The 13,005-nt window shown below is 38.5% G+C and carries 10 protein-coding genes; all 10 read left to right on the top strand.

Translation table 11 applies throughout. The annotated features are described in order from the left end of the window. The first annotated feature begins 236 nt into the window (after positions 1–236). The 10 genes from tagH to tssC all read left to right on the top strand — a co-directional run bounded on the left by tagH (position 237) and on the right by tssC (position 12,976). On the top strand, positions 237–1,505 hold the full coding sequence (gene tagH / locus AC0VZ5_RS18080; protein ID WP_198522825.1) for a type VI secretion system-associated FHA domain protein TagH: 1,269 nt from the start codon (positions 237–239) through the stop codon (positions 1,503–1,505). A 15-nt stretch (positions 1,506–1,520) separates the two neighbouring features. Then, positions 1,521–1,985 (top strand): type VI secretion system lipoprotein TssJ, encoded by a 465-nt coding sequence (tssJ, locus tag AC0VZ5_RS18075; protein ID WP_138605841.1) that lies wholly within the window; start codon positions 1,521–1,523, stop codon positions 1,983–1,985. A 15-nt stretch (positions 1,986–2,000) separates the two neighbouring features. Further along, entirely contained in the window at positions 2,001–3,329 is a 1,329-nt protein-coding gene (tssK, locus tag AC0VZ5_RS18070) for a type VI secretion system baseplate subunit TssK (RefSeq protein ID WP_138605843.1), read from the top strand. Between the two features lie 22 nt (positions 3,330–3,351). After that, entirely contained in the window at positions 3,352–4,632 is a 1,281-nt protein-coding gene (gene tssL / locus AC0VZ5_RS18065; protein WP_178956945.1) for a type VI secretion system protein TssL, long form, read from the top strand. 10 nt (positions 4,633–4,642) lie between these two features. Further along, on the top strand, positions 4,643–8,152 hold the full coding sequence (gene tssM, locus AC0VZ5_RS18060; RefSeq protein WP_475474807.1) for a type VI secretion system membrane subunit TssM: 3,510 nt from the start codon (positions 4,643–4,645) through the stop codon (positions 8,150–8,152). Then, a complete protein-coding gene (tagF, locus tag AC0VZ5_RS18055; RefSeq protein ID WP_138605849.1) occupies positions 8,134–8,862 on the top strand; it encodes a type VI secretion system-associated protein TagF in 729 nt (242 codons plus the stop codon). Before tssM ends, tagF begins: the two co-directional genes overlap by 19 nt. Next, positions 8,855–9,652 carry a PP2C family protein-serine/threonine phosphatase gene (locus tag AC0VZ5_RS18050; RefSeq protein ID WP_475474806.1) on the top strand — a complete coding sequence of 266 codons (798 nt, stop codon included), beginning with the start codon at positions 8,855–8,857 and terminating at the stop codon, positions 9,650–9,652. Before tagF ends, AC0VZ5_RS18050 begins: the two co-directional genes overlap by 8 nt. Before the next feature lie 202 nt (positions 9,653–9,854). Continuing rightward, the gene (gene tssA / locus AC0VZ5_RS18045) at positions 9,855–10,970 is read left to right on the top strand and encodes a type VI secretion system protein TssA (RefSeq protein ID WP_475474805.1); all 1,116 of its coding nucleotides are present in this window, start codon (positions 9,855–9,857) and stop codon (positions 10,968–10,970) included. 15 nt (positions 10,971–10,985) lie between these two features. Next, positions 10,986–11,489 (top strand): type VI secretion system contractile sheath small subunit, encoded by a 504-nt coding sequence (gene tssB / locus AC0VZ5_RS18040; protein WP_010389380.1) that lies wholly within the window; start codon positions 10,986–10,988, stop codon positions 11,487–11,489. After that, on the top strand, positions 11,486–12,976 hold the full coding sequence (gene tssC, locus AC0VZ5_RS18035; protein WP_010389377.1) for a type VI secretion system contractile sheath large subunit: 1,491 nt from the start codon (positions 11,486–11,488) through the stop codon (positions 12,974–12,976). The genes tssB and tssC overlap by 4 nt, the downstream gene beginning before the upstream one ends. Positions 12,977–13,005: the final 29 nt, after the last annotated feature.

Below are 13,005 nucleotides of genomic sequence, written 5' to 3'. Positions count from 1 at the left end.
GTAAATTGAAAAAGTCGGTTTAAAGCTAGAAGGAGTCTCTAAGAAGGCTATTTACGGTCTAGTTATAAAGCATTACGGTAAAATATTTCATCGCTGTATAATTTGTTTATCAAACGTCTTGTTTTAGAGACAAAATCAATAGGGCAATATTTTCTTGTGTTAATTTCAATGTTGACAATAGTTTCGCTTCTACTTTATCCTGTTCACAATAATGATATAAGGGACTGACTTATCAAATGGAACTGATACTAAACATCACTAGTTATCACAGACTTTCACCTGAAATAGAAGCCACTAAAACTGTCACAGATTCATTAACTTTTGGTCGCTCTGAAGCGTGCGATTGGCACTTACCTGATCCCGAAAAAATAATCTCAAGTAAACACGGCATAATAGAAAAAGAAGGTGACTCTTTTTACGTATACGATAATTCAACCAATGGATTATTTATTAATTTTGCTGTAGCGCCGCTCGGTCAAGGCAACAAACAACGTTTGTCAGACAGTGACGTGTTAACCATTGGCGATTTTCAAGTCAGTGTGGTGCTAACATCAGCTCAACAAGCCGATGTGAGTAATTCTGCTCCAAGTCATTTTCAATCAGTAGATGCTTTCGCTGCGCAAAATTCTCAACCGGCTGAGCAGTCTATACCTTCATTCGATGACTCGATTATGAATGAGTCGATGCCTGAGATATCAGTGACTGCGCAGCAACAAACTGATAATCATATTCCGGAAGACTGGGATGAATTAACGCGCCTTATGAATACCGATGATTTTGACATTGGCAATAATGTTAGCAATTCATCAGCACCTGTTGATACCCCTGCGCCTATTCAAGAACCCCCCCGTTCAAGTAGCCACGCTAATGAGCATAAGCCTGAGATACAGTCTGCACCAGTAAAAAACGTGGTTCAAAGTGACAAGGCGTTATCAGATGCGTTTTTAAAAGGGTTGGGGATTAAAGATGAACTTAAAAATTCGTTAGATAATGAAAAGCTGTGGTTTGAAATGGGCCAAGGGCTTAATTTATTGCTCACTGAGCTTATGGAATCTTTACGTCAACGCGCTATTGTAAAAAACAAATTAAGATTGAATCATACGATGTTTCAGGCTGAGCAAAACAATCCATTAAAATTTTCTGCCAACATTGATGACGTTATTCAGAACTTGTTCATAAAAAATAGTGCAAGCTTTCTGTCTTCGAATGAATCTATTAAAGAAAGCTTTATAGACACACGTAAGCATGAGCATGCATTACTCGCTGGTGCAGATGGCGTGTTAAAAGGGATGTTGTCGCAGGTTTCTCCCATGCAAATTAATCAACAGGCAAACGATAATTCTAACGTGTTAAAAATTATCCCTGGTCAAATAGAGTCTAAATGCTGGAAATTATATCAAAGTTTATATGATGATATTTCTCAGGAAGTGAACACTAAAGGCGCCATGGCAATGTCAGATGATTTCTTAAAGGCATACAACGATCGAATCAAAGAAACGCACTAGAAAGGAAAGTAAATAATGTACAAAGTTAAGCTCTACTTATTGAGTTTTAGTTTACTATTTTTGGTAATGGGATGTTCTACGATGAATAAAATCGTACCCCCTTCTACCGATCTGATCATTAATGTATCTAAAAATGTTAATCCAGATACATCAGAACGTCCTTCTCCAGTGGTAATGAAAATTTTTGAGCTCAGCTCAAGAACTATTTTTGACACGCAGGACTTTTTTAGCTTGTACGACACACCAGAAAAGATCCTCGGACCTGACTTATTAAAAAAAGATGAATTAGAACTTCAGCCTGATTCTGTGCAGCAATATAAAATGAGCCTTAATCGTAATACTCGTTACGTTGGGGTTGTTGTTGCTTATAGAAATATAGACCAAGCAAGGTGGAGAGCGGTTATAGAAGTTGACCCTACCGGCTATGACGATATCAATGTTAATGTAGAAGCAATTGCGACATACATGAGAGAGCAATAAAAAAGGATTTTTAAAATGGGTGATAACACTCGTGTTGCTTGGACTGAAGGGATGTTTTTAAGACCTCAGCACTTTCAACAAGCAGACAAATATATTTCCAATGTTATCAAGCAAGTTTGCAGTGGCAACCTTGCTGATCCATGGGGGATAATTGATATAAGTATTGATAATGAATTACTTAACAGCGGGCAGTTTGCCGTGGACGCATTATCAGCAATCACTCCAGACTTATTACCAATAGATATGCCACAATCAACGTCGCTACCTGAACCGTTGGTGGTTAATAAAGATGTTTTTGATGAAGTTGTTTATCTTGCCATCCCTGCGCTAAAAAATAGCGGGATTAATATATCTTCAGCCGACGATAATACAGTGACTCGTTATAAACTCAATGACCTGTCAGTGAGTGATGATTTATTAGGAGCGCAATCTCAAGAAATTATTCAAGTTGCGAAAGTGTATAGCAAATTGATGCTGTCGTCTGATGATCACTCAGGCTATATCGTATTACCTTTAGCTAGAATTATAGATGTGAGTAGTGAAGGGCAAATAAAGTTAGATGCAAAGTATATTCCTCCATCTTTAAAAGTAGGGCAATGTAAACCCTTATCAGGGCTAGTCAGAGAAATAGGCTCAATGATAAAGCAACGCGCTGAAAGCATCGCCGCAAGGCTCAGCCAGGGCTATGCAGGAAGTTCTTCAGTTGCAGATTTTATCATGCTACAAACATTAAATAAGTATGATGCGATATTTAATAACTTACTTAGTGTCAATAGTTTACACCCTAATGTATTTTACAGTCGTTTAATTGAGCTTGCGGGCGAGTTATCAACCTTCAGCACTGCTAATAAGAGAGTGCCTAAATTACCCAATTATGACCATACTAACTTAGGGCAGGTATTTAATGAAGTGGTTAACTTTTTATATCAGTCGTTGAGCCACGTTATTGAGCAAACAGCAACTGAAATTAAACTTGAGCAAAGTAAATTTGGTATTTCTTTTGGTGCGTTAAAAGATAAGTCTATTCTTAATTCAGCCCAATTTGTATTAGCAATTAAAGCAAGTGTGCCTCATGAAGAATTAAGAAAAATTCTACCTTCACAAATTAAAATTGGCAGTGTAGAAACTATTCGAGATCTGGTAAATAACCAAATTCCAGGTATTACGATTAGTAATTTACCAACAGCACCAAGACAAATTCCTTATCATGCTGGTTTTCATTATTTTGAATTAAATAGGCATGGTGAACATTGGGATAAATTGCGTTCCAGTGGGGGAATTGCCATTCACCTCTCAGGAAACTACCCTGAGCTACAATTAAGCCTTTGGGCGATAAGAACTTAACTTTTTAAAAGGAAGAGTTTCAATGGACGAAACCATTATCAAACCTCGCCCAGGTCGATTAGGGCGAAATACGCCAAGTAGCAACCCTGCACAAAATGATGCTGATAAAACAGTGATGTCGGTCGAGCCGCCTTCTGCAAAATTATTAGGTAGTAACAAAGTATCGATATTTAAAAACCCTTTGTTAGAAGCGGCAACCGATTGTTTTTCGCTTGTAATTTCAATCAATCAATCGCTTGAAATGAGTAACCTTGCAGCGCTTAAACATCGTTGTGTTGAGGCTATCAAACGATTTGAAGTAGAAGTTCGCAATCAGCACTTATCAAAAGAGGTGATCAATAATTCGCGTTATTGTTTGTGCGCCATTCTTGATGAGTCTGTATTGAACTCAAAATGGAGTTCAATGGAGTGGGCGGATGAAAGCCTACTTTCTACCTTTCATAAAGAAACCTTTGGCGGTGAATATTTTTACACGCTACTTGATTCAGGCTTAGCTCAACCAGAGAGAAATCAACAATTTTTAGAGTTGCAATATCACTGCTTGAATTTAGGATTTAAAGGTAAATATCGCCTAGGTGCCGGTGGTGATACAAAAATCGAAGAATATCGTTCACAACTTTATCATTTATTAAACCAACTTAATGGGCCAATTAACAATAAGCTGTCTCCAAACTGGAAGCAAAGAGTAGCAGCGGGTGTTGAACTGAGAAATCAAGTTCCACTTTGGGTCATATTTTCGGTATTGGGGCTCATATTATTGATGATCTATTTATCAATAAATATGAAGCTGAATAACGATGTTGTAGAGATTAATGAAAAGCTAGCAGGTATTCACCCTTTAGCAGTTAACCAAACTGTTGATAAAAAAGATCAGCAATTACGCGTACTTGAACAGTTGTTGCAAACAGAGATTAAAATGGGGATTGTCGCCGTTGCTAAAACCTCCGATGGGATCCGCATTACAATTAATAGTGAAAACTTGTTTAAGCAAGGAGACGCACAACTTCTCCCTTCATTCCAGCCTATTTTAGAAAAGTTAGCGTTAAGCCTAGAAGGAACTAAAGGGCGAGTCCTCATAACAGGTCATACAGATGACTTACCAATTAGCACTGATAAGTACCCTTCTAATTGGCATCTATCTTTAGCTAGAGCAACACAAGTTGCTAATTTAATGGCTAAAAGTACCAATTTGAGCGGTCGTCTATGGCCAGAAGGAAAGGGCGCAGCAGAGCCTATCGCCAGCAATTCAGATTCAGCTTCTCGGTCGTTAAACCGCAGAATTGAAATCGATCTATTATTTTAATGAGGCTGTAATGAGTTTCTCACAAAAATTTAAAAAAATAACCTACGCACTAACGTCTCGAACCGCTATTTTAATTATCGGTTTTTTAGCCTTATCATTATTAATTTGGTTTGGTGGTCCCCTAATTGCGATTGCAGATTATGTACCACTTGCCGGTGTTGCAGCAAGACTACTAACTATTTTATTGATACTACTTGTTTTTTCTGTGACTAAAATTTATCGCCTTATGCAGCAAAGCAAACGTGATGAAAAAATGGCAGATGAGTTAATAGATAACAACGATGCAAACAGTAGTGAAGTTAACGAAGAAATAACCACCCTAAAAACCAGAATGAATGAAGCCATAGATTTACTCAAAGACGTAAAACTATTTAAAGGTAAAAATATATACCAATTACCTTGGTACATCATGATTGGTCCACCTGGCGCAGGTAAAACAACGGTTATTCATAACTCAGGCCTAGATTACCCATTAAAGGATAAGCTTGGAGTTGATTTAGTGCATGGTGTTGGTGGTACGCGCAATTGTGATTGGTGGTTTACCAATAAAGCGGTATTAATCGACACCGCCGGTCGTTACACAACGCAAAGTAGCCACGCTAAACACGACTCTAGAGCATGGGAAGGCTTTCTCGGGTTACTAAGAAAACATCGCCCATTACGCCCGATAAATGGGGTAATGATCAGTATGGGTATTTCTGAACTTATGAGTCAGACCAAAACTGAGCGAAACCTTCATGCACGAGCTATAAAACAACGCCTTCAAGAACTACAAAACCAGCTTGGTATGACATTTCCTGTCTATGTTATTTTTTCTAAAGTAGATTTAATTGAAGGATTCAGGGAGTTCTTTGGTGAACTTACAGAGGAAGAATGTGAACAAGTTTGGGGGATCACCTTTGAGCTTGATTTAGATAAAGATACTCAAGTCGATGCATTTAACAAAGAATTCCATGCTTTAATTTCTAAACTTACAGAGATGTTAAACCGTCGACTGATCAACGAGCGTAATGAAGCTATTCGAGCTAAAATCTTTGAATTCCCCAGACAGCTTCGTGTACTACAAGGGGTAGCTGATGACTTCTTAAAAGAGATTTTTACTCCTAACGCTTATGAAGAGTTACCTATGTTCAGAGGCGTGTATTTAACCAGCGCTACTCAAGAGGGAACCCCTTCAAGCTTTTTAAATGATGCTAGTGCAGGTAAAACCGATTATATAAACCAATCTAAAAGTTTTTTTATTAAAAACGTTTTAGAGAGCGTTATTTTTCCTGAGCAAAACTTAGCAAGCACTAACAAACACCATGACAAACAAAATAAGTGGCTTCGAGTTGCTAGTGTGTCACTTGCATGTGTTGCTTTGTTCGGCTTTTCAATTTCTTGGTATTTTAGCTTTGCATGGAATAGCAACTTAATTGATGCCACAGATGAAGCAATTGCCACGTACCAAGAATTAGACGCATCATCTTTTGATAGAAATAATCTACTGGTACTCAATGACCGATTAAATGCATTGAGAAACTTGCCAGCAACCAATGATCAGTTAATTGATCCTGAAGATGCATCTTCAGTTGGCTTTAATAAGCTTACTGAAATTAAAGAATCTTCTACTAATGCTTATAAACGTTCCTTACAAACCTATTTAGAGCCCTTTATTGCGAACACGTTAATAAAGGAAATGGAGGCTCATCCAGAACATCTGAGTTATTTATATGAAACGCTCAGATGCTACTTAATGTTATTTAAACCTGAATATTTTGAGAGTGAAGATATTTACGTTTGGTTTAGTGCATATTTAGATAGAAATTTGCCTGGTGATTTGAACATGCAGACGCGTAATGAGCTGATGAATCATATTGCTGCGTTGTTAAAAGAGGGCGTAACACAAACTGAAATAGATAATCAGGCGGTTCGAGTAGCTCGTGCAGAACTTACGAAACTACCGATTGCAGAAAGAGCATACCAACGACTTCAAGCTGATTTTCTTGATAGCAGTATTCCGCCTTTTAGATTAACCGATATTATTAGCTTTGAAAGTGCGCAAAAGTTTACATTTCGTAACAATGGTGATCTAACGCGCAGTATTCCAGGGTTATACACTTTTAACGGTTTCCATGGCATTTTTAATATTGAAAAAGGAAAAATGCTTGGCAACTTAATGGCCAGTAGCTGGGTGTATGGCCAAGAAGCCTCAGGCACGTATGATATTTCTAAAGCAGAGATAGAAAAGAAGCTAGAGCAACGTTATTTCCAAGATTATATTTATTATTGGCAGTCGTTTTTAGATGACTTGAGTCTTAATCAGTACAGCTCACCTGCTGAGGGTGTGAACATTACTGATGTATTAGCAGGCTCAGAAGCGCCAATAAAAAATATCATCAATGCAGTTAAAAAGAATGTTCAATTAACTAAGCTACCTATCTCTGAAAACCAAAAGGTCGCAGGAGATATTGCCGCTAATGCAGCTAAGGTTGCGATGCAAACGAAAGCAAATCGAATTAAACGCTTTTTACCTGACGAGGCGCCTAAGTTTGAGGTAGAGCTACCGGGCTATCAAGTCGAAGAGGCGTTTGAAGACATTATCGATATAGACATTCAGCAGCTTGATAATATTCAGAAAAACTTAAGAGAGTTGAATATTTATCTAACTAAACTTGATCGAGGCGACCAGCTTAAATACTCAATTAAAGATCAAATAAGTGGTAAGAGTAAACCGAGTTTTATTCGCCAATTAGAGTACCAAAGTAGTGATTTGCCATATCCGTTCAATAGTTGGTTACTTGATATAAGTAGAGATACTAGCAACATCACCAAAAATAGTGCCAACAGACATTTAAATGAAATTTGGAAAAGCAAAGTGTTGCGCGAGTATAACGCGGCAATTGTGGGGCGTTACCCATTTGCTCCGCAGGCTGAAAAAGAGGTCAGCATTAAAGACTTTACTCGCTTCTTTGGCCCTAATGGCACCATAGATAACTTTTTTAATAGCTATGTAGCTCCGAGTGTGGATATGAGCTCTAGCCCGTGGAAATTTGAAAAAGATATTGGTATTAGCAATAACACCTTAAAAATGTTTGAGCATGCTTTCAAAATTCAAACCGCATTTTTTGAACGTGGTAGTGATACACCCCGAATTGAGTTTGGCTTACGTACTTTTAATTTAGATAAAACGGTATCTAGTTTAATGATTGAAATTGATGGCCAGTCAATGATTTACCGTCATGGTCCACTCAAAGTTACAAACTTTGTATGGCCTGGCGCTAGTGGTCAAAGTAAAACTCGCGTTGTGTTTACACCGCCAAACGGTGGGCGTTCAATTAATACAACTTATCAAGGTGAGTGGTCACTTTATCGAATGCTAGATGAGCTCAGCGAAAAGCGTAGCAAAACACGTCAAGATCTAGAGTTACATTTCTCCTTGATGGGTAACAACGCAAAAGTAGAATTACTGCCTAGCTCAATCAGGCATCCGTTTTGGAACAGCAGTGTAGAGAAGTTTTCATGTCCGACCCGATTGTAGATATTGGTTATCTTGGCAAGGTTCCTTGTTTAGGCGACTTTGTTCAAGATAATGTAACTAAAGAGTTTTCAGAGCATTGGGAGCAATGGCTGCAAGCTGCCATTGCTGTGAGTAAAGAGCAACTTGGTGATGTTTGGCAAGAAAGCTACCTTACTGGCCCTGTTTGGCACTTTGCATTAAGCCCAAACATTGTTGGTGATACTGGCATTATGGGTACGTTATTGCCCAGTATGGATGCAGTAGGAAGGCACTATCCACTCACTGTTACTCGTGCAACTCATATTGCTCCGGTTGATGTGCTTCATTCTGGTGTTTTTTCATTAGAATACGAAGATGCTGTTCTTAAAGTACTTGATGGCTCTGTGGATCTGTTTTCCTGGCGAAAAGAACTGGCTAGTACACTAAGTGACGTTGCTGCAAATAAAAAGCAAGTAAGTTATGCCAATTCAAAAGATAAAAACAAACAAGCAATCGCTCTAGAGTTTTCAGGCACTGAGTTAAGCGACCATATTTTACAAGATGCCATGCATGCGATTTTACATAAAAAGTATGGTGATTACAGTGTTTGGTGGACTCATGGTTCTTGCAATATTAAGCCTATGGTACTGATCACGTCAGCTTTGCCGCCGGTTAATCAAGTAGCCGCTATGCTAGATGGACGTTGGAAGCATTGGGAATGGAATTACACACAGGTAAAGAATAGTGATTAGTAATTTAAGTACAAGTTATGCCATTACTCATAGAGGTGCAGTGAGGCAGCTTAATGAAGATGCGCACGTGGAAATTAACAGCCATAACTTATGGGTCGTGGCTGACGGAATGGGTGGGCATGAAGCGGGTGAAGTTGCTAGTCAATTAGTGGTTGATGTGATTAGAACTACCGTTGAAAAGCTCAGGCTAGAAGACTTGACCGTAAACCACATTATTAGCGCCATAGAAGATGCAAATAAGCAACTAAATCAATATAGCGCGCAATACTTAAGCAATAAAACAGCAGGCAGTACGGTAACAGCTTTGTTTGTTAAGAATGAGCGCTATTACATAGTATGGGCTGGTGACAGCAGAGCTTACTTATTACGCAATGGTAAACTAACTCAAGTTTCTCGAGATCATAGTCAAGTTAATGACTTAATCGACGAGGGAATGATTTCTGTTGAAGAAGCTAAAAACCACCCATTATCTAACGTTATTACTCGTGCTGTGGGCGTAATGGATGAGGTGAAGGTGGATGTAATTGAGGGTGAGATAAACAAGGGCGATATCTTTTTATTATGTTCAGATGGTCTTACAGGTGAATTATCAGATGAGGACATATGTTTGTCATTAGAGCCAAGTAGCATAATTGATTCAGGAATGGCTTTAATGCACTCCTCGTTAGTCAGAGGTGCTAAAGATAACGTAACTTGTATATTAGTAAAATATGATGATGTAGATGCCAATCAATCGATACAATCTTGTAATTTACAAGACGAGGCAACGATTCCATTGTTCACTAAGTAGCTGATTAAGCCTGTTTTAGTATATTTAAGAAAAAAAGTTGTAAATATATCAGGAACAAAAAACTGTTATTTCAATTATTTACAAAATAACATTAGCCAGCTTATCGGCACAATGGTGCTGAAGCTTGTAATTTAATTTAAAGAATGTAATATTATCTCCGCTCTAAGCTTTAGAGAATATGGATAATATTTAGGACAATGGAATGTTTTTATTTGAAGAGTATATTTCCCCTATTTCAGATACTGAGTTTGCAGGTATTGATCCGCGCTCAGATGTCTCTCCAACGTCTACTTACTACGCCTTAAAAGATTTAAGAAACCAACTTCGTGCGGCTGAAAGAAATGCGCTAGTCGATGAAGAAGGAATTGCTTCGCTTTCTCGAGATTGGATTCCGCTACTTGAGCAATGTAGTGAGGCAATTAAAACCGAAAGTAAAGATATAGAATACCTAGCTTGGCTAATTGAAGGCTTGTGCCGCGTTCATGGCTTTAAAGGCATTGCGTTTGGTTTTAGTGTTGCTAAGCACCTTTTGGAACATCATTTTGAGTCACTTTATCCAACACTTGATGACGGTGATGAAATTTCAGACAAAGTGTCTGCATTAGTTGGCTTAAATGGCAGTGCTGGTGAAGGTACGTTAATTATTCCAATTAAAAGTATATACATGACAGACAGTGTCAGTATGGATCCTTTTTCTTTTTGGGAATATCAGCAAGGTTATGACATTTCACGTTTAAGTGATGAAAAACGCGAAAAGAAGATAACCCAAGGTGCCGTTGATTTTGAACAGCTTGAAAAAAGTGCAGCCGAAACCAGTACCGAGTTTTTTGTATCTTTAAAAAATGATATTGAAGATGCGATAGAAAAATTTGCCGCTTTGAGTGAGGTTATGGATAAGGTGACGGGTGAGCCACAACCTACATCTAATATTAAACAAGCATTAGAAGTGAGCTTAGCTGCGGTAAATCATGTTGCAGCAGATAAACTTGAAGCAGCACAAATTGCATTAGATAAGGCAAATGCTGAGCTTGAAGAGGAAGTGGTTGAGGATGAGATAGAAGCAGACTCAGCGCAACCTAAAAAGCGTGTCAGTGATGAGATTGATTCGAGAGAAAACGCAATAAAAAAACTTCAAGAAATTGCGACATTTTTCAGAAAGACTGAACCTCATTCACCAATGTCTTACACGATAGAACAAGTTATTCGATGGAGCGAATTATCGCTACCTGAGTTATTAAATGAGTTAATTACAGATAGTGATGCTAGGACTGGATACTTTAAGTTGTCTGGCATTAAGATCAGCGAAACTGAAACATAGTAAAAGGAGTTCTCAATGAGTATCCATGATAAGTTAAAACGAGTTCGTAAACCAAGAGTACATATCACTTATGATGTGGAAACTGAGGGCGCGGCAGTAAAAAAAGAATTACCCTTTGTAGTAGGTGTAATGGGTGATTTTTCTGGTGATAACACAGAAGCACTTAAACCACTAAAAGATAGACGTTTTATTCAAATTGATCGTGATAACTTTAATGATGTTTTAAAACGTATGAGTCCTTCTCTGCGTTTAAAAGTAGACAATACATTAACGGATGATGGTTCTCAGTTTGAAGTTAACTTGAACTTTAAGTCGATTGACGATTTCGAGCCTGCTGCGGTTGTAAATCAAGTAGAGCCTTTACGCAAATTGATGGAAACGCGCAACAAGCTGCGTGACTTGATGACCAAGATTGACCGCTCAGAAGAGCTTGAAAATGTACTCGAAGAAGTATTAAGTAATACAGCAAGCTTAGACTCGATGGCTAAAGAACTTAACTTAGAGGAGACTGATAAATGAGCACTGAACAATTAGCAACAGAATCAGAATCGGTATCAGAAGTAAGTTCTTCACTATTAGAGCAAGCAATTGGCGCGACTAAACAAACAGAGTCGAGCCGTGCTGAAGAATTACTAAAAACATTAACAGAAGAAGCGTTAAAAGGCACAGTTCAATGGAATAAAAACATGACTGTGACGTTTAATGAAGCTATTCAGTTAATCGATCAAAAAATTTCAAAACAGCTAAGTGTGGTAATGCACTCGGATGAGTTTCAAAAGCTTGAAGGCTCATGGCGCGGTTTGCATCACTTAGTGATGAACTCTGAAACAAGTTCTACATTAAAAATTCGTGTTTTAAACATGAAGAAAAAAGAGCTTCATAAAGATTTAAGTAAAGCCGTTGAGTTTGATCAAAGCCAAACCTTCAAGAAAATTTACGAGTCTGAATTTGGTACCCCAGGTGGTGAACCATATGGCACTATCGTAGGTGACTTTGAATTTACTAATCACCCTGAAGATGTTGAAACATTGAGCTTAATGTCTAATGTGGCTGCTGCTGGATTCTGTCCATTTATTGCTGCCTCTTCACCGTCTTTATTCGGTTTTGATAATTGGGAAGAGCTTACTAAGCCACGCGATTTAGAAAAAGTATTTGAATCATTAGAATACACTAAATGGCGCTCATTTAGAGACAGCGATGATTCACGCTTTGTATCACTTACTATGCCGCGTTTCCTTTCGCGATTACCTTATGGTGCTGCTTCTAAACCTGTTGAAGAGTTCAACTACGAAGAGTTCGAAGTTGAGCCTAAAGACGGTCGTTCAGTGAGCACTGATAATGGTGATTACTGTTGGAGTAATGCAGCATACGCTATGGCAACTAACATGACCGCTGCGTTTTCTCAATACGGTTTCTGTACTGCTATTCGTGGTGCAGAGGGTGGCGGTAAAGTGGAAGGCTTACCGACTCACATATTCACTAGTGATGATGGTGATCCAGATCTTAAGTGTCCAACAGAAATTGGCATTACAGATCGTCGTGAGGCAGAGTTAAGTCAGTTAGGCTTCTTACCTCTATGTCACTATAAAAATACTGATTATGCTGTTTTCTTTGGCGGTCAAAGCTGTCAAAAACCAAAAATTTACTCAACGCCTGATGCCACGGCTAACGCTGCTATTTCAGCTCGTTTACCATACTTAATGGCAACTTCTCGCTTTGCGCATTACTTAAAAGTAATGGCACGTGACAAGATTGGTAGCTTTATGGAAGCTGAAGACGTTGAATCATGGTTAAACCGTTGGATCCTGTCATATGTAAATGCGACAGAGGGCGGTGGTCAAGACATCAGAGCACGTTACCCTCTTGCAGATGCAAAAGTATCTGTAAAAGAGATCCCAGGTCAACCTGGTGCCTACAACGCTGTTGCTTGGTTGAAACCTTGGTTACAAATGGAAGAACTAACGTCTTCTTTACGTCTTGTAGCTAAAATCCCAGAGATCGGTTAATAATACCGCTCTCTCGCATTAAGGATGAT

Source organism: Pseudoalteromonas sp. QJM3NY_12, from assembly GCF_056173165.1.
This window is presented reverse-complemented; position numbering and strand designations above follow the sequence as displayed.

Bases quoted from the DNA above. Each gene is read 5' to 3' on its own strand.
- tssB (WP_010389380.1), top strand. From the start codon at position 10,986: ATGAGTATCCATGATAAGTTAAAACGAGTTCGTAAACCAAGAGTACAT.
- tagF (WP_138605849.1), top strand. From the start codon at position 8,134: ATGTCCGACCCGATTGTAGATATTGGTTATCTTGGCAAGGTTCCTTGT.
- tssM (WP_475474807.1), top strand. From the start codon at position 4,643: ATGAGTTTCTCACAAAAATTTAAAAAAATAACCTACGCACTAACGTCT.
- tssJ (WP_138605841.1), top strand. From the start codon at position 1,521: ATGTACAAAGTTAAGCTCTACTTATTGAGTTTTAGTTTACTATTTTTG.
- tssK (WP_138605843.1), top strand. From the start codon at position 2,001: ATGGGTGATAACACTCGTGTTGCTTGGACTGAAGGGATGTTTTTAAGA.
- tagH (WP_198522825.1), top strand. From the start codon at position 237: ATGGAACTGATACTAAACATCACTAGTTATCACAGACTTTCACCTGAA.
- tssC (WP_010389377.1), top strand. From the start codon at position 11,486: ATGAGCACTGAACAATTAGCAACAGAATCAGAATCGGTATCAGAAGTA.
- tssL (WP_178956945.1), top strand. From the start codon at position 3,352: ATGGACGAAACCATTATCAAACCTCGCCCAGGTCGATTAGGGCGAAAT.
- tssA (WP_475474805.1), top strand. From the start codon at position 9,855: ATGTTTTTATTTGAAGAGTATATTTCCCCTATTTCAGATACTGAGTTT.